Raw genomic sequence first — 23469 nt, 5'->3', positions numbered from 1 at the left:
CACAGGGCTACCGGCTGGAAGAGGATGATGGGCAGGCCCTGTCCGGCGGCGTGGACAAGATCTGGCTGGACGGCCTGCGCAAGCCGGCGTTGGACGGCAGCGTCAAGCAGATCGGCGCACCCGCCGCGTGGGAGCGGGGCTACACCGGCGCCGGGGTGAAGGTGGCGACCCTCACGTCGGCTCTGCCCCTGCGTGGGCAGCAGCGGGACCGTGTCAGCGGGGAAACGGCACCCGCGCCGGCGGCCGCTGGTCGGTGGCGGACCGGCTGGTCTGGAGTGGCCGGCCTGCTCCTCCGGGCGCCGCTTGAGCAATTCGTCGTGCAGCCGTTCCTTCGCCACCTGCAGGTCGGCACCGCCGGCGAGTAGCCAGGAGGTGTGGGCGTGGTGTAAATCGTGCATCTCTACCTTGAACTCCAGGACCACCAACTGGCCCTTTTGCCTCCGTTTGGCGATGCTATGCCTTATGTTTGCGTTTGCTAGATCTGTCCAAACTCACGGGGGACCCCGTACGCGCCTGCGGAGGCGTCTGGCTCCGTGGATCGCCATAGCCACGATGGCGGGGGGCCTGGCCGGCGCCCCGGCGGCCTTCGCCGATGACTCTGTCGCGATCGACATCCTTGGGATCAACGACTTCCATGGCCGGCTGGAGGCGAACGGTCAGGAAGCGGGAGCCGCGGCGCTGGCGACCGCGGTCAAGGAGATGAGGGCGGAAAACCCCAATACCGTCTTCGCCGCGGCGGGGGACCTGATCGGTGCCTCGACGTTCACCTCGTTCATCCAGCAGGACAACCCGACCATCGACGCGCTCAACGCGGCCGGCCTCGAGGTCAGCGCGGTCGGCAACCACGAGTTCGACCGGGGCTACGACGACCTGACGAACCGGGTCATCCCGCGGGCCACGTGGGAATACATCGGCGCCAATGTCAGGGTCAAGAAGGAGCTCCAGGACAAGTACAAGGAGCTCACCGAGTCCTGGGTCAAGGAGGTCGACGGGGTCAAGGTCGGCTTCGTCGGCGCGGTGACCGAGCACCTCGACGAACTCGTCACCCCCGCGGGCATCTCCATGCTCGACATCCTGGACATCCCGAGCGCGGTCAACCAGGTCGCCGACGAGCTGAAGGCCAAGGAGGGGGCCGACATCGTCGTGCTGCTCGTCCACGAAGGTGCCTCCACCACGCAATACGGGTCGGCAACCGACCCGACGAGCGACTTCGGCAAGATCGTGAACGGGCTCGACAAGAACTTCGACGCGATCATCTCCGGCCACACCCACCTGGCGTACGACCACAAGGTCCCGGTCAAGGAGTGGCAGGACGAGAAGCGCCCGGTGACCGTGCGCCCGGTCGTGTCGGCGGGCCAGTACGGCTACAACCTCAACAAGATCACGTTCACGTACGACAAGACCAAGAAGCAGGCGGTCAACGTCGACTCGGAGATCGTCCCGCTGACCGAGAAGCAGGCGGACGGCTCGTGGAAGCCCCTCTACGGCGCGGACCCGACGGCCAAGGGAATCGTGGACGGCGCTGTCGAGGTGGCGAAGAGGGAGGGTGCGCGCAAGCTCGGTGAGATCACCGCGGACTACAACCGGGCCCGTCAGGCCAACGGCACGACCGAGAACCGCGGCGGTGAGTCGACCCTGGGCAACGTCGTCGCCGACGCGCAACTCGCGGGTGCTCGCACCACCGACCCATCCACTGAGATCGCTTTCATGAACCCCGGCGGGCTCCGTACGGACATGAAGTACCGGGCCGAAGGCAAGGTCGACGGCACCGTCACCTACAAGGAGGCGGCAGAGGTCCAGCCGTTCGCCAACACCCTGGTCACGATGACTCTGACCGGTGAGCAGGTCGCCCGGGTGCTCGAGGAGCAGTGGCAGCCCGAGGGGGCCAGCCGGCCGTTCCTCAAGCTCGGCGTGTCCAAGGAACTCTTCTACACCTACGACCCGACCGCGCCCAAGGGCCGGCACATCACCTCGGTCACCCTCGGCGGGAAGCCGCTGGACCCGGCCAAGTCCTACCGCGTGGTCGTGAACTCGTTCCTCGCCTCGGGAGGGGACAACTTCAGCACCCTGAACGAAGGGGCGGACATGCGGGACACCGGCCAGGTCGACCTCCAGTCCATGGTCGCCTACCTGGGCGAGAAGTCCCCCGTCGCTCCGGATTACGCGCAGCGCGCGGTCGGTGTGCGGTTCGACGCGCCCCAGGGTGGCTTCAAGGCGGGAGACACGGTGACGGTCGACCTGTCGTCGCTGGTGTTCAGCAGCAACGAGCCGAAGGACGAGAAGGTCACGGCTACGTTCGCCGGCCAAGGGGTCGGTACGTTCGCGGTCGACGCCACGGCCGGCGCGAACACCGACAACACCGACGAGGCCGGCCGTGCGACCGTCGGGTTCGCGGTGCCCGCTGACGCAGCGCGAGGGGGCGCGACGAGCGCGGATCTCGTCATCACCGGCGAGACGACCGGCACGGCAGTCACCGTAGGGATCCCGCTGGCCGCTGTCACCGGGCCCGCGTGCACGGTCACGATCACCGGCCGCCACGCTGGACCCCTCAAGGTGAGTTCCGGCGCCACCTGCCTGGACGGAGCAGTAGTCTCCGGGCCGGTCACGGTGCAGAAGGGCGCGAGCCTCTACGCGACCGGCGCCAATGTCAGCGGGCCGATCAGCGCCTCGCAGGCCGCCGGTGTCTCGCTGACCCAGACGACTGTCAGTGGTCCGGTGACGGTCAACGGCGCCACCGACAAGCTCACCATCCTGGACTCCACGGTGAGCGGCCCGGTCAGCTTGACCGACAACCGGGTGACCGACGCACCGGTCGTGTCCGGTAACCGGATCAGCGGGAAGCTGAGCTGCAGCGGAAACTCCCCGGCGCCGACGAATAACGGCAAGGTCAACACCGTGTCCGGTCCCACGACCGGGCAGTGCAAGGGGCTTTGACCCGCTGATGCGGTAGTCCAAGTCGGATCAGGGGCGGTGGCGCGGACAACGGTCTGCGCCGCCGCCCTTCGCGCGTTCATGGCACCACGCACTCGGGATCTTCAGTACCGCAGCACGCCTCCCGGCGGCTGATTGCTCCCGGCCGCTTTCGCGTGTGAGTCCGGCGCGATGCCTGCCGCCCACCGGCTTGGATCAACCGTTCGACGTGCTCGCTGTGCCGTTGGGCGGCCACCGACGTCCACTCGTCGAACCGAGCACCTCCGGGCCCTATGGGACTTCCTTTCCGTGGTCATGATCCGAGGACTGCCACAAATCGTTCGACGATGCGTAAAGCAGGAGGAAAGTCCTAATGCCCCCCACCCCGATCTCTCCTGATGCACCCGTCCCCTCTCCGGCGTTCCGTCCGTCCCGCCGTGCCGTCTTGGCCGGCGGCGCCGGAGCCGCCCTTGCCGCCGCGCTCATCCCCACCACCCCCGGGCGCGCCCGGGCCGACGATGCCCGCGACGGCGGCGACACCTCCGTCGCCTCCGGCACCGACTTCGCCGTCGCGCCCTCACCCGACGGCCGCATGCTCGCCCTCGACATGCTCGGCGTCCTATGGGTCTGCTCCGCATCCGGCGGCACCGCCCGCCGGCTCACCAGCGACCTGTACGACATCGCCCAGCCCGACTGGTCCCCGGACGGGTCCACCATCGTGTTCCAGTCGTACCGGGATGGTGTCTTCAACCTGTGGACGATCCGTCCCGACGGGTCCGCTGTCACCCAGTTGACCACCGGCCCGTTCGACCACCGTGAGCCCCGCTACAGCCCGGACGGGCGCACCATCGCCTACTCATCCGATGCCGGCGGCAGCTACGGCATCCACCTGTTCGACGTCGCCACCGGCGCCACCCGCGTCCTGGCCGACACCGCCGAGGAGGAGTACGAGCCGGCCTGGTCACCCGACGGAACCAAAGTCGCGTTCGTCGTCGCCGACACCAAGGTCGACGTCGTCGACGTGGCCACCGGCGCCCGCAGCACCGCAGTCACCGTCCCCGCCGGCCAGGTCGTCCACCAGCCGTCCTGGATGCCGAACGGAACCGACATCGCCTACCACCACTTCCACGACGGCGCGAACGACCTGGCCGGCACCGGGGGCGCGCTCGTCACCGGCGAGGAGGTCTTCCCGTTCCGAGCCCGGTTCACCTCGGACGGACGCTACTTCTACACCTCCGCCGGCACCATCCGGACCCGCCACCTCGGTTCCACATCCGCCGGTACGGTCGGCTTCACGGCCGCACTGACCGCGACCACCCCGAAGTACAAGAAGAGCGTCCGGGTGTTCGACGCGCCCGGATCGTTCCCCGTCGTCGGCATCGGCAGCCCGACCGTGTCCCCGGACGGGTCCACCATCGCGTTCCGCGCCCTCAATGACATCTACACGATGCGGATCGGGGACAAGCCGATCCCGCTGTTCCGCGACCGATGGTGGAAGGCCGACCCGGACTTCTCCCCGGACGGGCAGCGACTGGCATTCGTCACCGACCGCACCGGCACCCTCAACGTCTGGGTCCGCGACCTGGCCACCGGCACCGACCGGCAGCTGACCCACCTGACCGACTCCGCCGCCCTGTCGGTCCGGTGGTCACCGGACGGGAAGGAGATGGCCTACCTGGACCAAGACGGCGCGCTGTGGGTCCTCGACGTCGCCACCGGCGACATCCAGAAGGTCTTCGACGCCACCTTCGAGCCCGGCCGGCCGACCTGGTCACCCGATGGTAAGACGATCGCCTTGGCCGCGGTCGTGCCGTACTCACGACGATACCGCGAAGGCCTGTCCAAGATCCTTCTCGTCGACCGGGCCACCGGTGCCGGCGCCTACGTCGACCCGGCCCCGCACCGGTCCCTGCAAACCCGTGGAGACGACGGGCCCGTCTGGTCACCGGACGGCACCATGCTCGCCTTCGCCATGGAGTCGCTTCTGTGGGTCCTGCCGGTCGACAAGACCGGACGACCCACCGGCCCCGCCCGTCAGGTCACCCGAGAGCTGTCCGACGCCCCGACCTGGGCCGGCGACTCCGCCACCCTGCTCTACCTGAACGGCGGGCGGCTGAAGACCGTCCGCGTCGACGGCAAGTCCGGCCGCTCCATCCCGGTCCAGCTGACCTGGCGCAACGACCCCGGCCCCGACCAGGTCGTCATCCACGCCGGCCGCATGTGGGACGGCGTCTCCGCGGCCGTCGCCCGCGACGTCGACATCATCGTGCGCGGCCAGCGCATCACCGCGGTCGAGCCGCATCGGGACGGACGGCCCGGCACCCTGATCGACGCCGGCGACAAGTTCGTCATGCCCGGCCTGATCGACATCCACCACCACCGCGAGATGCAGGGCTACGCCTACGGGTCCCGGCAGGGGCCGCTGTGGCTCGCCCTCGGCATCACAATGACCCGCTCACCCGGGTCGCCCGCCTATCACATGGTCGAGGAGCGCGAGTCGGTCCAGTCCGGCGCCCGGCTCGCACCGCGCTATCTGGGCACCGGTGAGGCCGTCGACGGGCCGCGCATCTACTACAACTTCATGCGCCCGACGTTCTCCCATGACCAGCTGGGGCTCGAGCTCGAGCGCGCCGCCAGCCTCGACTACGACTTGATGAAGTGCTACGTGCGGCTGCCGGTCGTCTGGCACAAGGAGGTCATCGACTGGGCCCACCGCAACGGCAAACCGGTCACGTCCCACTACCACTATCCGGCGATCGCGATGGGCGGCGACCAAACCGAGCATGTCGGCGCGACCAACCGATTCGGCTACTCACGCACCGTCACCAACGTCGGCTCCGCCTACTCCGACGTCATCTCCATGTTCAACACGTCGAAGATGGCCCGAACTCCTACCCTGTTCGGCTCCAGCACCCTCTACAAGGAGGACACCTCCCTGGTCACTGACGAACGGGTTCGCCGGCTCTACCCGAACTGGCGGCTGGCCAAGCTCCGGGAGTCGGTCACCTCCGCGCAGACCACCGACCAGACCGCGGCCCGGGAGAACCTGGCCAACCAGGTCGCGCAGCTCGTGGCGATGGTCCGCGGCGGCGGCGTGGTCACCGCCGGCACCGACGCGCCGATCGATCACCTCGCGGTCAGCCTGCACATGAACATGCGGGCCATGGTCAAGTACGGCCTGACCCCGCTGGAGACGCTCACCACCGCGACCAGTACGTCCGGGGCGTACCTCGGCCTGCCGCTGGGCCGGATCGGCAAGGGCATGTACGCCGACCTGGCCATCGTCGACGGCGATCCGCTGTCCCGCATCGAGGACACCGCGAACGTCACCGGCGTCGTCGTCGGCGGGAGGCACCACACGGTCGAGCAACTGCTCGCGCCGTACCCGTCCTCCACGGCCACCGACCAAGCCGCGCCCCTTGCCCCCGCACCCCGCGGCAAGGTCAAGGCCCGCGTCCCCGCCCACCCGAGCACCGCGGGCTTCTGGTGGAACAACCCCGCCGAGCTGGAGAGGGCCCGCGTGTCCTGCGACCACGACCACTAGGCCGTCCCGAGGGTTCGGTGCGGGCTCCACGTCCGCACCGGACCCGATCGGGAAAGCGAACTCAGCCCGTGGCGCTGTCTTCACCGACAGCCCGTTCCGCCTGGTCCAGGCCGGGGAACAGCGAGGGCCAGATCGTATGCCGTCACGCGAACTCCTTCGTTGCGAGGCTGAACTGCTCAGGGCGCTGGGGCACGATCAACGCGATCAGCGCGCCGAGGACGGTGGTGGCGATGAGCAGGCCGAAAGCGACGGTGTAGGAGAACCTGTCGACCAGGAAGCCCATGAGGACGGGGGCGAGGACGCCGGCGATCTGGCCGCCGACGTTGACGACGCTCATGCCGGATCCGATGACGGCGGGCGGCAGGGCGCGCACGGGCATGCCGAGGATGCCCATCGAGGAAAGGCCCGCCACACCCATGGCGAGGGTTTGGTAGACGGTGAACCCGACAGCCGAGTCGGCCATCAGCATGAGCACCAGAAGCACGGCGGTGACCAGGAGCAGGGGGATGACGAAGAGCCGGGCCCTGTCGTGGAAGAAGCGGTCGAACAGCCAGCCGCCGAGGAAGACGGTCGCGCACATGACCAGGCCGGGGATGGCGGACATGACGCCGGTGTTGATGAGGGAGATGCCGCGCTCCTCCAGCAGGTAGCTGGGCACCCAAGTGATCAAGCCGTAGCCGAGCATGTTGGTGGCGCAGAAGAGGGCGGCGAACTTCCAGACCGACGGCGAGCGCATAACGGTGCCGAGGCCGAGCCCCTTGTCGTGAACGATGTCGGAGCCGTTGAGGTGGGCGGGCAGCGCCTTGGGCAGCAGCTTCCAAAGCAGAACGCCGATGGCGACGCCGGCGGCGGCGGTGACCCAGAAGGTGTGGCGCCAGCCGAGGACGAGGATGAGCGGCGCGACGATGAGCGGGGCGACGCCGGCACCGAGCTGGTTGGACGCGAGCATGGCACCGGCGGCGGTGGCGCGGACGGTGGGGGTGGTGCGTTCCGCGATGGCCTTGAAGGACGCGCCGGGGAAGAGGCCCTGGCCGACGCCGAAGAGGGCGCGGATGACGAGGAGGGATGCCAGGCCCCAGGCGATACCGGTGAGGGCGGTGAAGACCGACCAGAGCACCAGGGAGACCATGAGTTGGCGTCGGGCGCCGAACCTGTCGGCGAGGATGCCGCCCGGTATCTGGCACAGCAGATAGACCAGGGAAAAGGCGGTGATCAGCCAGCCCTGCTCGGTCTTGGTGAGCGCGAAGTCCTCGCCGATGAACGGTAACGCGACGGCCATCATCACCCGATCGACGTAGTCGATCACCCAGACACCCATGAGCAGACCGACAGTGACGGTCGCCGTTCTGCGTATCTGCGCGGGCGCCAGAGTGGGGGTGTCTTCGGCGAGTCCCATTCACAGACCTCCGGAGCTTTCAGATCAATGTTCCAGCAACCCTCCATCACGTCACCCGGGAGTGCTTCGTGCAGGAGCATGAACTCGGGGCCGCCGGCGGTGCGATCGCACCAAGATCTGTTCGCGGGCGTTGCCCGTACCGTCGCGCCCGGCCGGTCCGCGCGTGGAGCGTCACACGCGCCATCAGGCCCACATAGCGGTCCCCGCCCACCCCGGAGAGGGGACCGCTCTCCCGTGCCGCCATCAGGGACCGCATCAAGCGGCACGGAGCTTGTCGATCATTGCTGGTGGAGAGGCCAGGTGATGCTGCCCGGCGGGCCGGTGATGTCCCTCCACTCCTCGTCGGAGACCGGCGGGATGCCCATCAGCTCGGTCGCGACGTCCATCCCGTGCCGGGTGGGGCGGCCATCGCTGATCAGTCCTTGTGGGTGGCGCCGCTCCCGGCGGGCGATCTCCGCCGTCGCCTCCAACGCTCGGGCGATCGTCTCGCGCGTCGCGCGCAGTTCCTCGTCGGACAGCTCTTGCCGGCTGTTGAAGTCGGGCATAGGGAACACGCTCACGCTGCACCTCCCGTACAAGGTGACGAAAGAGGCATGGCATGGGTTGACGTGGGTTGTCCGCCTATGCGGAACCAGACGGCATTGCCTGCCTCGTCATCCTGATGAACGCCCCAGGCGTCGGCCATGACGTTCACCATCCACAGGCCTCTCCCGCTGCCGTCTTCTGCGCCGTCTCCATCGACGCGATCCACGAGAAGGTCCGTGATGGGCAGGCCGCCAACGGGCCATCTACGTCGCCTTGGCGGTCACTCTGACAGGGTGGAGAGGAGGGTGTCGGTGTGGTTGGCTCTTGGGTCTGCCAGGGCCAGCCAGAGGGAGCGGGCCTGGTTCAGATGGTGTCGGGCTTCCTTGGGGCGGTTGAGTCCGGCCAGCGTTTCGCCGAGGTGGGTGAGGGTCTCTGCTTCGTTGATCCGGTTGCCGACGGCGCGGGCCAGTGGCAGGGCTTGCTGTAACCAAACGAGTGCTTCACTGAGGCGGCGCTGGTGTAGATGAACTGCGCCTATGTTGGCCAGGGCGACGCCCACGCCGTCGCTGTCGTCGACCTGATGGTAGATGTCCAGCGCGGATTGGAGGAAGGTCAGCGCCTCGGCGTAGTTGCCCAGGTGGTCTTCGCAGGTGCCGAGATTGTTCAGGACGTTGGCCTCGGCGGTTTTGCGGCCGGTGGACCGGGCCAGCGCGAGTGCTTGGAGACTGTGTTCGCGGCTTTGCTGGTACTGCCGGCGGCTCCGGTAGATGATGGCGAGGTTGGTCAGCGCGGACATTTCCCCGGTCTCATCGCCCGTTTCCCGGACGATCTGCAGGCCGGAGGTCAGGCAGGATTCGGCTTCGTCGAGCTGGTGCAATTGGAACAGTAGACCGGCGTGGGAGTTGAGGAGGTAGGACTGTGCGGACCGGTCGCCGAGCAGCAATGCGCTGCGCATGCCGATTTCGTTGCATCTGAGCCACTCCTCGTGCCTGGCGCACAGTCGGAAATAGCTCCACGCTATTGAGGGGATCTGCCAGGCGATGTGGTGCAGGTCGTAGGAGGCGGCGGCCTCGGCGGCGCCGACCAGTGTGGCGCGTTCGTCGTTACACCACCGAAGGGCTTCGGTGAAGGTGTCGAAGGTCAGCGGGGGGTGCGCGGGGTCGGGTTCCGGTGTCTTGGGACGTCTGACCTGGGGCAAGAGGGCCTTGTCGGCGGCGGCGAGAGTGACCAGGCACCAGTGGGCCATACGTTCCACCGCGTCGCGACGCGAGTGGTCCGGCTCCTCCTCCATGACCCGTTCTGCGGCGTAGACGCGCAACAGGTCGTGGAGGCGGTACCGCCCGGGCAGGTGAGTGTCGAGCAGGCAGGCGTTCACCAGGAGTTCGAGGACCTGTTCGGCCCGTTCGGGCGTCTGGCCGAGGAGCGCGGCCGCGGCGTGCAGGCCGATGTCGGGGCCGTTTAGCAGCCCGAGCAGGCGGAACGTGCGGGCTGCGTTGATGTCACCGGGCCCAGAGGGTGCCGGCAGGCTCGCATAGCTCACTTGGAGGCTGGTGCGAACGGCGACGTCTTCCACGCATAGTTCGTCCAGCCTGCGGCGCACGTCGCGGAGCCGGTTGGCCAGCGCGGCCACGGTCCACGAAGGGCGTGCCGCCAGCCGGGCCGCTGCGATGCGCACCGCCAGCGGCAGTCCGGCGCAGCAGGTGAGTACGGCGGTGGTGGCCTCTGGCTCGGCGGCGGCGCGCTCGGGCCCGACGACGGCGGTGAACAGAGCCCGGGCTTCGGTGTCGTCCAGGACGTCAACGGTGATGTGCGCCGCCGCGGCCAGACCGGGAAGCCGGTGACGGCTGGTGACGAGGACACCGCAACTACCGGTCCCCGGGAGCAGCGGCCGGACCTGGGCGGAGTCGCGGGCATTGTCCAAGACGATGAGCAGGCGGCGCCCGGCGGTCAGCGTGCGGTAGCGGGCGGCTTGGGTCTCCTCGTCCGGCGGAATGGCGTCGTCGGGAACTCCGAGGTCGCGCAGGAAGGAGGCGAGTACCTCCTGCGGGCTGCGGGGGCGTGCGTCGGTGCCCCGCAGGTTGACGTACAGCTGTCCGTCGGGGAAACGCGGGGCGAGGCGGTGCGCGGCGTGGACGGCGAGTGTGGTCTTGCCGATTCCGCCGGTGCCGCAGATCGCCGTCACGGCGACGGCGCTCGGCGCATCCGATTTCTGGGACGACGTCAGCAGTTCGCACACGTGCTTCACCTGCGCCTTGCGCCCCGTGAAATCCGGTATATCCGCAGGGAGCTGGGCCGGCGTCGGCCAGGTGGCCGCGGCGGGGGGCTTCGCCGGGCTGTCCGCGGTGGAAGCGGTGGCCGGTGCGGCCGGGGGAGAGGAGGCGGGATCAGCCGGGCCGGCGGCGGGGAGGGGACCGGCCGGGGCCACGGATCGGTGGGAGGTGGTGGGCGGCGCCGAGGACGTGGTGGCCGGCATCCGCCAGCGCGACTGTGCGGGGGCGTCCGACCGGAGGATCCTTCGGTGTGCGTCCTGGACCATCGAACCTGGCTCGATACCGAGTTCGTCTATCAGCGTCCGGCGCAGTCGCTGATAGACGTCCAGCGCCTCCGCCCGTCGGTCCGTGCGGTGCAGGGCGAGCATCAGCTGCCGGTGGAAGGCTTCTCGGAGCGGGTACTTCGCGGTCCAGTGCGCGAGTTCGGTGGCCAGCCCGTGATGGCGTCCCATGTTCAGGTCCGCGTCGAAGCGCCACTCCAGGGCTTGGAGACGCGCCTCCTTGAACACCCTGATCCGGGTGTGCCCTTCGGCCAGGGTGGGCAGGTCTGCCAGCGGTTCTCCCCGCCACAGTGACAACGCCGCGGTGGACTCGACTCTGACGGACTCCCAGTCGCGTCGTAACCGGGCGGTCCGTGCCCGGTGCACATGATCGGTGAAGACGTCGGTGTCCAGCTCACCGTCCTCGATGCGGAACACGTAGCCGGGCGGCATGGACGACAGCCGTGTCCCGGCGCCGGGCCCGAGCATCCTGCGCAGTCGTCCGATGTGGTTGTGCAAAGAAGCGGAAGCGGTGGGCGGAGGGTGCTCGCCCCACAGAGCGGCGTACAGGGTGTCGACCGGTACCCGGCGGTTGGGCCGCAGAAGCAGCGTGCCGAGCAGCAGACGGCACTTGGGGGTGCTGACGGAAAGAGCGGTGGTGCCGTTGTGTACCAACAGTGGACCGAGCAGGCCGAAGCGCATCCAGGCGCCTTTCCCCTGAAGGCAGCGGCCGCCCCGTCGGCCGATCGCGGATCATGGTCAGCGGCATGATAACCGGCCGCCTGACCATTTTGTTCAAATTTGGCCTATAGGTCTGAGGGGGCCGCCAGGTATGGGGCCGGGCCGGCAAGCCACACCATCCCGACCCGGAGCGGTGGAACCCGGCGCCCACCCGGCACGTCAGCCCAGCCTGGCCATGCCTCGATGGAAATCGTCGGCTGCGACATCACGCAGGGTTGAACTGCTCGGCCTGGAGTCGGTACATGCGCGCATACGAACCGTTGGCTGCGATCAACTCCTCATGTGTACCGGACTCCGCGATACGCCCATGACTCATGACATAGATGCGGTTCGCCAGACGAGTTGATGCCAAGCGGTGGGTGACCAGAAGGACAGCCTTCCCCCTGGCCGCGGCTTTCGCCACATGAGCAAAGACCTCGATTTCGGCTTCGGGATCCAGAGCTGCCGTCGGCTCGTCCAGGATGACGAACGGTGCGTCCCGATACTCCACCCGAGCGAGACCAATGCGTTGCCACTGTCCACCCGACAACTGGACGCCGTTCCTGAAGTTCAGGGCCAAGAGGGTATGTCTACCGTCCCGTAGTCGGGCGACCAGGGAACCCGCTCCCGATTTCCGCAGGGCATCGTCGACGGCATCGTCGTCCCAGCGGCCTTCCGGCCTTCCTATCGCGACGTTGGCTCGAACGGTGAAAGGCCATGTGACGAAACCCTGGCCGAGTAACGACACCTGCTCCGAAAGGCTCGCACCCGCAAAGGTGTCGACTGGCCTGCCGTCCCAGGTCAACGAGCCATCCGAAGGGGCGTAGAGTCCGGCCAGCACCTTCGCAAGCGTCGTTTTCCCGGAGCCGTTGGCGCCGACCAGTGCGACCACCTCCCCGCAGGCCACCTTGACGTTGACGCCCACCAGAGCATCACGTTCGGCCCCCGGATACCGAAAACTCAGGTTCTCGGCCTTCACCTCGCGTACCTGCCGATTGATCGGCCGTTGCTCCTGCGCCCGCGTGGCATCCTTCATACGGGCGCAGGCCCGATCCCACTCGATGATCGACAAAGCTTGCTCGACGATGGAATTGATGGACATCACAAAAGAGGTCACGTTGCCGCTCAGCGAGGGAATCGCCACCAGGGCTGTCGCCGCGTTGGCCATGGAAAGCCCGCCGGTCCACACGAGAAAGCCCAGCACCCCGTAGGTCGCCGCCGTCAGTACGCCGCTGACCGAGCCGCCGAGAAGCGCTCCTACGGCACCGCGCGCGGCCAACCTGCGCTGCTCGCCGAGGGCCCTTTCCGACAGCCGAGTGAAGCTTTCCACCAGGTAGTCGCCGATCCGATGCGCCCGAATCTCCTCCGCACTGTCGCGCTCGGTCATCACGGCGGAGAGCAGGTCCAACTTGCGAGTGTTCTCAATCCAGCGCACCGCGGACAGGTAATGGCGACGCGCGGCGGTGACGACGCTGACCCCTCTGGGGATGGCTGTCGCGCAGGTCAGTACGAAGAGCAGCGGGTGGAAGTGTCCCAATGCCGAGGAGACGGCAACAAGTGAGCACGCAGCGCCGACGACCGTCATCGTGTGCGCAAAGGAGGTCTCGAGGTTGTGGGAGCCTGTCTTCGCCAGCGCCATCGAGTTATGGAAGTCAGGGTCGTCGACTGAGGCGAGCTCTGACGAGACGGCACTACGGAGCAGCATCCGCCCTGCCACCGATCCAATCGCCGGGCCGATCCGGCCAAGCAGAAAGTCCTGAACGACGCGCATTCCTCCGGCAAGGCTCGCGGCACCACAGAGGAGAAGGACTCCGGGCACAGCAGCCCGCAGCCGCTCCTGGTCGATCGGCCCCTGCAGAAGCTGGACCAAGGCGCTGTTGGCCGCCAGCAGACTCGTCGCCGACATCGCGCCGGTGCACAACTGCACGAGGACGAGCAGGATCACCGTGGTGGGACTGATCTGCCAGGCGATGCGGAATGCATGACCGACGATGCGCGGGAGGCCGAAAAAGGCGTCTCGGATTCGCGATTCCTTGTCAGCGGACGTCAGCTGACCGCTCAACTCACTGTGTGGCCCGAAAAGGGGATCCAGTTCGTCCTCATTGCCACACGGATCGTCAACGGGGCGTCGTCGCCCGATCATTTCCGCCCTTTCTGAGGTGGCGCGTGGGGTGACCGCCGATCACCGCTCATCAGCACACCGCAAGCAGCCGGCCCCACGCGGGAGGACGGTCCGACAGGAGGGCGTTGAGAAGCGCCACGATTCCCGCCGTTCCCGTGAGGAATCCCGGATCATCCACCACCCTGCCGACCGACATGGTGCGGAACCCGAGAAGCGACGACGTGTCATAGTGGTCCAGCAACTGGTCCAGGAGGGATGCGGCACCGCGTCGCAAATCAGGATCTCCTGACTCACGTGCCATCAGCCACATGATCAACAGCAGGCCTGCGACCCCATGGCACAGGGTGGGTTCCCGCAACCGGTGCCGAGAAGGCATATGACAGTCGCGCAGCGCCTGCACGGCACTGTCCATGAACCGGCGGTCACCGATGGCTCTGCCAGCCAACCACACGGCCCTGGCCATGCCGGCGACTCCATAGCACCAGGCCGCCGGCACGTCCTCGGGACGGGTGGGCAACGCTCTCTCCCCGCGAAGGCCGAGCCGGGCGGGTGGCAGCGGACCGGCCGGCCCGGGTGCGATGAGGTCCGTCAACCAGGCGGCGACATCAGCCAGCACAGCGCGCAGATCCGAGGAAGGCCGGCCGTTGGCAGGGGCGACCACTGCCAACAACCCTGCTACGCCGCTGACACCGTGGGCCACTCCGCAGTCCACGTGACCGGCCGGCGCGCGCATGCGGGCTTCCTCGGGCATGAACACAGGCCCCGTGTACAGCGGGAAGACACCCTCCGTCCGCCGCAACAAACGCGTGAGTGTCTCCTGCAGTCGCCGAACCCCCTGTTCAGCCGCCGGATCCCTGGTGAGGGACAGCACTGCCGTCCATCCGGCCAGACCGGAAACGAGGTCGTACACCGATGGGTCCATGCCATGACCGGTCGCGGCGAGTTCGTCGGCGATGTCGCAGGCGGCATCGACATGAGCGCACATGATCTCGGTGAGCGTACGCTGCGCGGTGCGGTAGCCCGGCCTCCCACAGCCGACCAGATCGATCGCGGCGAGCAGTCCGCCGACCCCCTGGAAGAGGGAGAGGTCTTCCCCTGCCAGGTATTGCAGGCCCTGGATGGCCTCACGCATCAGTTGATGGACGGCCCCTGCGTCTTTCCCCTCCGTGGCAAGGGCGATGGCGATTCCGGCGCAGCCTTCGGCCAACGACGGGCCGCTTTGGCCGTGCGGGTGCGGCGCGGAGGTGTGCTGCGCCAGGCTGTCCCAGGCCGCGCCACGGATTGCCGGGTCCTGCAGCCTGTCGGTGAGTTCGGCCCGGATGGTGCGGGCCCGGGCGATCGCTTGAGGGCTGAACATCCCTGCTCTCCTGAATGCTTCTCCGCTGACCGGCTCATTCGACTCAGGACTGTCAGTTCAGGAGCAGAACCTGGTCCCAACACGTTCTCGGTGGCGCCCCAGTCGCATAGGAGTGGAGCGCGAGGGCCGTACCGGCCGAACCCTCCAGGAATCCTGGACGGTCGAAGCGCGGCAAGCCGGGGACAGCCGCGCGGAAGCCGAAGAGGGACGTGGGGTCGAACTCGGCCACCGTACGGCGAGCAGCCACCTCGATCAGGTCGCCGAGAACGGGATCGGGGGCTGACCGACGCAGCGTCGCGAAGGTCTGCAGCAAGCCCGCCCAACCATGGCAGAGGGAAGCGTCCGCTACGCCCCACTCCGATTCCGGGCGCCTGGCCAGGTCTCTCACGGCATCCACCGCCGCGGCGCCCCACGTCGGCTCGCCTGTCGCCAGCCCCGCGATCTGCAGCGCTCTGGCGATCCCGGGGGTTCCGTAACACCATGCCGCCCTGCTCGGCCGCGGCGGGTGGCCGGACTCCCCGGAGATGTCCGCGAGCAGCAGGTGAGTGGGCCAGTAGACGCCATAAGCGTCGTCCCTGCGTGCATCCAATATCCAGGTCGCCATGGATCGAACGGCGTGTTCGTGGTGCTCGTCTCCGTACCCGGCTTGGACCAGGAGGGACAAGGTAGCCAAGCAGCCCGGAACGCCATGCGCGAGGCCGATGTTGACATGCCCCGTCGCGTGATCAGGGCTCGCGTTGCCCTCGAGATCGTGATGGACCCACCACCCGGGAACCTCAAGATCCCCCACGGCGACAGGAGAGGCCAGCGCTGCCAGGGAGTCGGCGATCATACGCAGCACGAGTGGATCCGCGGTCGGTCTGCTGAGAAGGTAGCGTCCGATCCCGGCGAGACCGCTGATCACGTCGTAGTGGTACCAGGTGTGCGCGCTCCGCTCGGCCCCCCAGGTACGGACCTTCGATATCAGGAGTTCGTCCAGCTTCGCGGTGAGACTGACGTGGTCGCCGTGCTCCGCGCTGCGCGAGGACGCGAAGGCGACTGCCGCCAAGCCGTTGATCAGTGCCGCGTCGCCGACCGGTCGGGCCACCGCCCGTCGGAGGTGTTCGTGGACCACCAAGCGGTATCGCGGTTCCTCCCAACGCAGTTCGCTGAACAGAAGGGCCACGCCGGCGTGTCCATCGGAGAGGGACGGGTTCGACCAGCCGGCGGCATCGCCGACGGCCGGAGTCCGGGCGAGCCGTTCTTCATACTGTTCGCGCACACGCTCGGGGTCGCCCAGCCGCGTGGCGACATCGGCCACGATTTCCGCGGCCGCCTTTCTCGTCGTCACCGTCCGTACCTCTTTGCGCCGAGAACCAGTTCCGCGATGCCGCGGGCCAGGGCGTGCACCGCCCCTTCCGAATCCCGATCGATACCCACCAACCGGTTGTGGTGCATGTGCAGCAAGGACCCCACCGCCCGGCTGTGCACGGCGTCTCGGGCAGAGCCGTTTCCTTGAGCGGTCAACGCCTCGTGATACCGGGACAGCGCCGCACCGCGCGTCTCCCGGACAGTACGTAAGGCTTCCCCTGTGGCTTCCTTCACCACGACCTGCCAGTCCCGGGCCGCGAGGGCGCGGAGTTCGCTCCTACGAGCCCGGAACGCCTCCCGATGTGCGTCCCGGGGAACTGCGTCAATGAGCCAAGCACCCCAATCGCCCGGCATCATCGCGCGGCAGAGGTCGACGAAGTTGAAGGCCATCAGCAGAGGCGTGTCCAGATCGATCAGCTTGGAACGCTGGAGACGCAGTTGAGCCATTGCGCACTCGCTGTCTGCCTGGAACACTCGCTCAGCGGCTTCCAGAACCTCTGGACCACCGTAACGGTGGACCTCCGGTTCGTACGCGTCCAGCGTCCAGTCCCGGACCAACCCGTCAGTTCGCAGGTTCTCGGCCCAATCCCGCAGACGGGGAACCCCCTCGATGAGCAGCTGGTCGGCCGCTCCGTGGAAGCGGATCCGGAGATGCGGGTGAGGATCCGTGTAGCGGATGAAGAACCAGCGGTCAGTAATGCGTTCCAGCCCGTTGACGAGCCCTGCCACATGCTCGGCCAGTATCTCGTTGTGCATGCGGGGCGAGGTGTACACCTTGGCATACAGCCACTCACTCCCGATCGTGTGCTTCATCGGGGGCGGGGTGGGGAGCTGCGAGGGGCGCGGCCTCGTTCTGGCCGGCGGGGGAGCCACGGACTTCAAGGGGATGATCAACTCGTTGGCATAACCGTGGAGCCAGTCCGTTCCCTCGTCACTCGCGCCGAGTGGCTCCTCGATACGAACGTGCGGCTTCCGGTGGAGTTCATCGTGGAAGAGGCGCTGGTGGACGGGATCGTCGAGGTCGACTATCAGCTGCCGGTCATCGGCGCAAACCCTGATCTCACGGGGAACCTCGTACCGGCTCCGCCAGTCGGCGAGAGCGTCACGCCACTTCTCCCAGTTGCCGGCGGACTCCGTCATAGCCAGGGTCGGTCGCCAGCACTCCGGGGACAGAATGGTCCGGCCGTACCTGACGCGCGGCAGGTGAGGAAGGCGGGAGTAATCCCCCCATTTCCAGCCATACCACCCCTGGCGTCCACTGGGGGCGATCTCTCTGAGGAAGCGGGACGGAGGCGTGCTCACACCGTCCGGGTTGAGCATATTGGGAACGACCACGGCGATCTCGCCGTCGACCGCGGGAGACGTCAGATAGAAGCCGTCTTCGTCCGCTCCTACCAGAATGTCCCCTGCACGCAGCGCACGATCGCGTTCAGAACAGAACTGACCGACCATGATCGACCGATCGGTCCACTGAGGGCTCTTGACGACGTTTGCCGTGGCCGCCTTGCCCGGCCGGTAGGAAAGTTGAGCGGGAAGTGTCGCGCCCGGCAATCCATGGACCAGCCCGTCTCGCAACGAGGCGTCCAGTTCGGGGAGCAGGTCCGCGAAGCGGCCGAACGTCGCTCCGATCTGCCAGCTTCCGCTCAGAGCCCCAATTGCCAAGCGGAAGTCGCCTTCCGTCACATGGTCGATCGACTCGGCAATGACCTGGACGTACACCTCGGCTGTGGGAGTGGGCGGCAGTGGAGAGTTACGGGCGAGCTGATCCACCAGCTCATCGGAGAGCACGACCTCTCTCCCTCCGCGCTCGATCGCGGTCAGGGCGAGTTCGGCAAGCAGGGCTCTGCGCCGATCGTCCTCGTCGGATGGATCCGCCGGCTGGTGCTCGGGCCCGGCAACCGCGGCATCCGAGCCGTATCCCTCGGGGAGTCCCAGGCCGAGTTCCGGGTCCAGCATCTCGACGAGAGGCACGAGCGTGCCTGGTTCATACCGCTCCAGGAAGCGCGCGTGGTAGATGCTGAGCTCTTGGGAAATCTCTCCATGGACCGGCGACATACGCCAGAGGGCACTGACGGCACGGGCGGCTTCATCGGCCAGGGCTGTGGGCAGCGAGACCCGCGCGTCGCTTCGCATGTCGACCTGGAAGAAGCAGGAGTGGTGTTCGCCATGCACCTCCTGTGCCGCACGGGTAGCGGCCTCGAGCGCCACACCACCGTCTCCCACGGCCGTCTCCTGGAAATCGGAGATCTTCGCGCGGAGTTCGTGCAGCTTCGCGACGACCGGGTGCTCGGCCAATTCGGCGAGCCGGTCGAGCACGTGGTCCAGCGGATCCGAGGCGTCAAGCGGCGGATACAAGTCGGTCAGCAGGACATTCTGTTTGATCAATCGGGTGATAAGTGTCCCGCTCTTGGCCTCGGTCGCCGAGGGAAAGTTCGCGCACAGCACAGTGAGTAACTCGCGGTAGCCGATCGGCTGTGCCGCGCTTTCCAGGATTCTGCGAATTACCGGATTGATCCGAACCGTTGCATGACCTGCTCGCGGAGACGACCGCCGCCCGTCTGCGACATTCTCCCCGTGAGCCGGTATGTGAAGTCTGTTTCCCTTGATCACACAGAGGTCGCTGACCACCAGCTTCAACTCACGCAGTACTTCGGGGCGGCATTCGAGATCCTCGACCACGGCTGCCATCCAGGCTCCGTCTGCCCTGACATGCTTGCGGTGCGCTTCCCCGACTCGTGTGGTGGCCCCGCTCGCGAAGACGACCGGGCAGACGCCGGCCAGAATCCCGAAGGGAGTGCTGCGGCTACGGGCACGAATCAGGTAGCGGGTGAGCGACAGAAAAGCTCGACTGAGCTGTGACCGCTTCAGGGGGGCGCCATCGACCACACGAGTGACCAGGTCGGAGAGCGAAGGAGCGGAGACCGCTATCGCTTCGCGAATCCGTGGATCCGCGGTTGCCGCCCGGATGAAATCAGCCATCTGCTCTGTGCTCATGTCTTCTACGGATTTCCCCCCGGAATGCGGAAGAGGGTGGCGCAGAGGAAGAAGCGGAAGGCGGAGCATTGCGAAGTCCGCTGCCGTGTACACAGGTTCGGTAGCCAATATTCAAGCCCTCCCCGGAAATCGGAAACAGGCCTACAACTCATAGGGGCATCGACTCGACCGATGCGAAGGACTGGTAGTTTCAGCAATCCGGCGGCTCCCCGCCCACAGGATTACGGACGGGGAGCAGGAGGCCGGCAACCTCATGCCATGCGGGCCTGACGGAGAACCGTTAGAAACACCTGCACGGGCGGCCGGTCTGGCCATAGCTGTTGCACGACGACGCGCAGGTGCTGCCCGCCGTAGCACCGCGCTGCCCTATAGGCCCGGAGGGCGAAGGGTCCCACAGGATCTCGATGTCCATATCGAACATGTCCTCCGTGCCGGTTTCCGCTTCCATGATGCTCATGACGAAACCTCCCGGTGCCACTCGGAGATCGGACTGTCGGATGAGCCTAGATCGACGCCTCTAACCGCACGCCAACGTGGACTAACACACGGCCAATGGATCATCGAATCGCCTGGCACGACGTGCACTGAGCGTGGATCCACGGCGCGCATTCGTCATCTCGAACGGAAGAACTCCGCCACGACCTGAGTGTGCAGGGGGAAGGCGAGTTCCCGCGGCCCGTCGATCAGCAGCCATTCCGAAGTCTCGGCCGTGGAGACGACCGGCGGAAGGTCGGCCGAGTCGGTACGCGGCCCCAGAGCGAAGACCAGCAGCGTGCCGTCAGGAGCGCTGAGCACGTCGAAGAGCCGTACGTCACCGGCGTCGACGAGAACACCGGTCTCCTCGCGTAGCTCTCGGACGGCCGCCTGCTGCCAGGATTCGCCGACGTCGATGAAGCCGCCGGGCAGAGCGAGCCCACCACGGTGCGGTTCGACGTCCCGGCGCACCACCAGCAGGCTGTTGTCGACCGGCAGCACCATCACCGCGACCGGCAGCGGGTTGAGATAGCTGGTGTTCGCGCAGCCCGGGCATGTGCGAGGCCACGCCTGGTCACGGGCGAAGGCCGCGCCGCAGAAGGAGCAATGCGAGTTTCTGATCGCCACGACCGTGAGACTAAACCGGCTTCGTCGCCGCCGTCGCCGAACACCGGCCGGACGTCACCATCGTCGACGTACGGCTACCGCCGGCCTTCCGCGACGAGGGAATCCACGCCGCCCTCCAGGCTCGCCGCCGGCATCCCGGCCTGCCCGTGCTCGTACTCTCCCAATACGTCGAGCAGCAGTACGCCGGCGAGCTGATCTCCGATGGACGCGGCGGCGTCGGCTACCTCCTCAAGGACCGGGTGAGCCGGGTGAGCGAGTTCGTCGACGCGCTGCGGCGGGTCGCCGCCGGCGGTACCGTCATGGACCCCGAAGTGATCGCGCAGATCCTCACCCGTCACGCCCACGACCCGATCGCCGCCCTCACGCCACGCGAACGCGAAGTTCTCGCCCTGATGGCCGAAGGAAAGGACAACGCCACAATCGCGGCCCGGCTCGTCATCACCGAGAACGCCGTCCACAAGCACATCGGCAACATCTTCGCCAAGCTCGGCCTCTCGCCGGCTGACAGCGGCCACCGCCGCGTGCTCGCCGTCCTCACCTACCTGAGCAGCCGGTGAGGACGCAGTCCGTCGTATCCCGCGCACGCGGATCACGCGGGCGGCGACAGGGCGCCGCACCTGCCGGATCTTCCGGGGTACGCGCCCGCGAGGTACCCGAAGGCCGCCCAAAGGTGTGCGTAATACGTATTCCTGCCGATGTGCGGGCGGGCGGAGATCTCTAGCGTCGAGGACGCCGACAACCCCCCGAGGTGAGCTATGCGCGTGCCAAGCGTGTTCCTGCCCGTGTTCCTGTCCGCAGTCCTGATGACATCCGCCCTCACCGTCACCCCCGCTGCCGCCGAGGCCGAGACCAAACCCCCGCCCGCCGCCGTCGACGTCGTCTACGAGCGGGCCAACTTCGGCCCCGGCACCCGCGAGGGCGTCAAGGGGGGCAACACCCTGTCCTTCGACGCCCCCGTAGGCACGATCTCCTACACCGACGAGCTGGGCACGAAGAACTGGGAGTACGCCCGGTGGACCGGCCGCGAGCGGCCGATCGGGTTCCCGGCCACCGAGCTGGTCGCCTCCTGGAACGCCGACGTGCCGACCGGAAGCTGGCTGCAGGTCGAGATGCGCGGCCGCAACGCTGCCGGGCTGACGAAGTGGTACGTGCTCGGCCGCTGGGCGTACGGCGACGAGGACATCCGTCGCACGTCGCTGCCGGGGCAGCGTGACGCCGACGGCACGGTCTCGGTCGACACGTTCGTGGCCGCGGCCGGCAAGGAGATCACCGCGTACCAGTTGCGCGCCACGCTGTACCGTACGCCGGGCTCGTCCGTGACGCCGGTCGTGCGCACGCTCGGCGCGATGGCCTCCGCCGTGCCCGACCGGGCTACCGTCCCGGTCAGCCCCGGCGGCGTCGCCTGGGGCGTCGAGTTGCCCGTGCCGCGCCGTTCGCAGAACGTCCACGAGGGCCACTACCCCGAGTGGGACGGCGGGGGAGAGGCGTGGTGCAGCCCGACCTCGACCACCATGGTCCTCGGCTACTGGGGCCAGTGGCCCAGCAAGCAGGACACCTCCTGGGTGGACCCCTCCGATCCCAACCCGGAGGTCGACTACGCCGCCCGGTACGCCTACGACTACGCCTACGAGGGAGCGGGCAACTGGCCGTTCAACGCGGCCTACGCGGGACGGTACGGGTTGGAGGGGTTCGTCACCCGGCTCCGATCGCTGACCGAGCTGGAGCGGCTGATCCGCGCCGGCATCCCGGTCGTCACCTCCCAGTCGTTCAAGGCGGCGGAACTGCCCGGCGCCGGGTACAGCACCAACGGCCACCTCATGGTCATCATCGGCTTCACCGCCACCGGCGACGTGATCGCCAACGACCCCGCCTCGCCGGACAACGACGCGGTGCGCCGGGTCTACCCGCGGGCGAACTTCGAGAACGTCTGGCTGCGCAGCACCGGCAGCGGCGGGATCGTGTACGTCATCCACCCGAAGGCCGGTAATCCGCTGCCTCCCACCACGCCGGGGCTGCCGGCCAACTGGTGACGGCCGGCGGCACCGGCGGGTCTCACCGAGCGAGGGGAGGCGAGCGCGTCCAGCGTCGCCTCACCTCGCAACGGAGGAGAACGCGCAGGGGCTGATTCCATCATCGAACCGGGCGCAGGGGATCAGTGCCCTGCGCCCGGTTTCCGCCGTGGCGGTTATCGCGTCCGGCGGGTCCGCACGATCATCGTCGCAGCGCACGCGAGAGAGATCACCAGCGAGGCCGCAGACAGCCCGATCGCCCACGAACTCCCCGCACCCGACTCGGCCGCGGGCGTGCTGTCCACGGCCAGAGACACCCGGTCGGTTCCGGTCGACGGGGACGACGCCGCGTCGTCCTTGGGCACGAGCCGGAGTACCGGCGCGGGCCGCTCCGGCTCGTCGCCGTCGGTGGACGGATCCTGGATCCAGCGCACGATCTCGCCGTCGCTGTAGTGCTGGAGCGTCTTGAACACCATCCGGTCGGTAGCGGGCAGCGGTCCGGCGCTCACGGAGAACTCCTCGTACTCACCCGGCTGGATTCCGGACTTCGAATCCGTCGCGGTCCAGGTGATCTGGCCGACGACCTCGCTGATCTGCGCGCCGTGCGCCTCGATCGGCGTGGCCAGCTTGGTCTTGGTGATCTCGTACGACCAACCTGGGTGCGGCTTCACCGAGACCGAGGCGAGCGGGGCGTCGGTCGGCAGCTGAACCTCGATCTTGGTCGTGCTCGCGTCGTCGCGCTCGTTGGGGACGCGGAACGTCAAGGCGGCGTAGCCGCCCTGGACGGCCGCGTCCGTGGTCACTTTCACGTGGGCGGACGCCACCGCCGGCATGATGCCGATCAGGCAGGCCGCCAACCCCACGGTTACGAGGCCACGTATCGTGCGGCGCAGCATATGCATTCTCCTTGT

General features: G+C 67.7%; 13 protein-coding genes and 1 pseudogene. 5 read left to right on the top strand and 9 right to left on the bottom strand.

From position 1 onward, the window contains the following. The first annotated feature begins 50 nt into the window (after nucleotides 1-50). The 3 genes from AWQ71_RS41720 to AWQ71_RS18420 all read left to right on the top strand — a co-directional run bounded on the left by AWQ71_RS41720 (nucleotide 51) and on the right by AWQ71_RS18420 (nucleotide 6454). Nucleotides 51-365, top strand: a complete 315-nt coding sequence (locus AWQ71_RS41720) for a hypothetical protein (RefSeq protein WP_067134776.1) — start codon at nucleotides 51-53, stop codon at nucleotides 363-365. A gap of 187 nt (nucleotides 366-552) precedes the next feature. After that, the gene (locus tag AWQ71_RS18425; protein ID WP_067134774.1) at nucleotides 553-2934 is read left to right on the top strand and encodes a bifunctional metallophosphatase/5'-nucleotidase; all 2382 of its coding nucleotides are present in this window, start codon (nucleotides 553-555) and stop codon (nucleotides 2932-2934) included. 349 nt (nucleotides 2935-3283) lie between these two features. Next, nucleotides 3284-6454, top strand: a complete 3171-nt coding sequence (locus AWQ71_RS18420) for an amidohydrolase family protein (RefSeq protein WP_067134772.1) — start codon at nucleotides 3284-3286, stop codon at nucleotides 6452-6454. A 142-nt stretch (nucleotides 6455-6596) separates the two neighbouring features. Here AWQ71_RS18420 and AWQ71_RS18415 read toward each other — a convergent pair whose 3' ends face one another. From AWQ71_RS18415 to AWQ71_RS18380, 8 genes are all read right to left on the bottom strand, one after another. Continuing rightward, nucleotides 6597-7850 carry an MFS transporter gene (locus AWQ71_RS18415; protein WP_067134770.1) on the bottom strand — a complete coding sequence of 418 codons (1254 nt, stop codon included), beginning with the start codon at nucleotides 7848-7850 and terminating at the stop codon, nucleotides 6597-6599. A gap of 278 nt (nucleotides 7851-8128) precedes the next feature. After that, on the bottom strand, nucleotides 8129-8410 hold the full coding sequence (locus tag AWQ71_RS18410) for a hypothetical protein (protein WP_067134768.1): 282 nt from the start codon (nucleotides 8408-8410) through the stop codon (nucleotides 8129-8131). A 245-nt stretch (nucleotides 8411-8655) separates the two neighbouring features. Beyond that, nucleotides 8656-11607, bottom strand: a complete 2952-nt coding sequence (locus AWQ71_RS44425; protein WP_067134766.1) for an AfsR/SARP family transcriptional regulator — start codon at nucleotides 11605-11607, stop codon at nucleotides 8656-8658. Between the two features lie 244 nt (nucleotides 11608-11851). After that, entirely contained in the window at nucleotides 11852-13768 is a 1917-nt protein-coding gene (locus tag AWQ71_RS18400; protein ID WP_084259021.1) for an ABC transporter ATP-binding protein, read from the bottom strand. Between the two features lie 49 nt (nucleotides 13769-13817). After that, nucleotides 13818-15104: a lanthionine synthetase C family protein gene (locus tag AWQ71_RS18395; RefSeq protein WP_067134762.1), complete on the bottom strand. Its 1287-nt coding sequence runs from the start codon at nucleotides 15102-15104 to the stop codon at nucleotides 13818-13820. Nucleotides 15105-15156: 52 nt separating this feature from the next. Continuing rightward, a complete protein-coding gene (locus AWQ71_RS18390; protein ID WP_218001842.1) occupies nucleotides 15157-16404 on the bottom strand; it encodes a lanthionine synthetase C family protein in 1248 nt (415 codons plus the stop codon). 26 nt (nucleotides 16405-16430) lie between these two features. Continuing rightward, nucleotides 16431-19448, bottom strand: a complete 3018-nt coding sequence (locus tag AWQ71_RS18385) for a lantibiotic dehydratase (RefSeq protein WP_169806588.1) — start codon at nucleotides 19446-19448, stop codon at nucleotides 16431-16433. A 612-nt stretch (nucleotides 19449-20060) separates the two neighbouring features. Then, complete coding sequence (locus tag AWQ71_RS18380) at nucleotides 20061-20549, bottom strand: NUDIX domain-containing protein (RefSeq protein ID WP_157570422.1); 489 nt, start codon at nucleotides 20547-20549, stop codon at nucleotides 20061-20063. Nucleotides 20550-20569: 20 nt separating this feature from the next. Between AWQ71_RS18380 and AWQ71_RS18375 the strand changes: the two are divergent. Both AWQ71_RS18375 and AWQ71_RS18370 read left to right on the top strand, forming a co-directional pair. Next, nucleotides 20570-21106 (top strand): annotated as a pseudogene (locus AWQ71_RS18375) (LuxR C-terminal-related transcriptional regulator); the annotation flags it as partial. A gap of 198 nt (nucleotides 21107-21304) precedes the next feature. Then, nucleotides 21305-22579, top strand: coding sequence for a C39 family peptidase (locus tag AWQ71_RS18370; RefSeq protein WP_067134756.1), 1275 nt, complete (start codon nucleotides 21305-21307; stop codon nucleotides 22577-22579). Nucleotides 22580-22734: 155 nt separating this feature from the next. On the opposite strand, the gene AWQ71_RS18365 is transcribed toward AWQ71_RS18370, so the two are convergent. After that, nucleotides 22735-23454 carry a YcnI family copper-binding membrane protein gene (locus tag AWQ71_RS18365; RefSeq protein WP_084259018.1) on the bottom strand — a complete coding sequence of 240 codons (720 nt, stop codon included), beginning with the start codon at nucleotides 23452-23454 and terminating at the stop codon, nucleotides 22735-22737. Between the last annotated feature and the right edge of the window lie 15 nt (nucleotides 23455-23469).

The sequence above is a fragment of the Microtetraspora malaysiensis genome (assembly GCF_001528665.1).
GTDB classification, from domain to species: Bacteria; Actinomycetota; Actinomycetes; order Streptosporangiales; family Streptosporangiaceae; genus Microtetraspora_A; species Microtetraspora_A malaysiensis.
This window is presented reverse-complemented; position numbering and strand designations above follow the sequence as displayed.

What these genes read in the sequence shown, in the direction of transcription:
- AWQ71_RS18400 (WP_084259021.1), bottom strand. Translation starts at nt 13,768, where the DNA reads ATGATCGGGCGACGACGCCCCGTTGACGATCCGTGTGGCAATGAGGAC.
- AWQ71_RS18370 (WP_067134756.1), top strand. Translation starts at nt 21,305, where the DNA reads ATGCGCGTGCCAAGCGTGTTCCTGCCCGTGTTCCTGTCCGCAGTCCTG.
- AWQ71_RS18420 (WP_067134772.1), top strand. Translation starts at nt 3,284, where the DNA reads ATGCCCCCCACCCCGATCTCTCCTGATGCACCCGTCCCCTCTCCGGCG.
- AWQ71_RS44425 (WP_067134766.1), bottom strand. Translation starts at nt 11,607, where the DNA reads ATGCGCTTCGGCCTGCTCGGTCCACTGTTGGTACACAACGGCACCACC.
- AWQ71_RS18365 (WP_084259018.1), bottom strand. Translation starts at nt 23,454, where the DNA reads ATGCTGCGCCGCACGATACGTGGCCTCGTAACCGTGGGGTTGGCGGCC.
- AWQ71_RS18415 (WP_067134770.1), bottom strand. Translation starts at nt 7,850, where the DNA reads ATGGGACTCGCCGAAGACACCCCCACTCTGGCGCCCGCGCAGATACGC.
- AWQ71_RS18385 (WP_169806588.1), bottom strand. Translation starts at nt 19,448, where the DNA reads ATGAGCACAGAGCAGATGGCTGATTTCATCCGGGCGGCAACCGCGGAT.
- AWQ71_RS18425 (WP_067134774.1), top strand. Translation starts at nt 553, where the DNA reads ATGGCGGGGGGCCTGGCCGGCGCCCCGGCGGCCTTCGCCGATGACTCT.
- AWQ71_RS18395 (WP_067134762.1), bottom strand. Translation starts at nt 15,104, where the DNA reads ATGTTCAGCCCTCAAGCGATCGCCCGGGCCCGCACCATCCGGGCCGAA.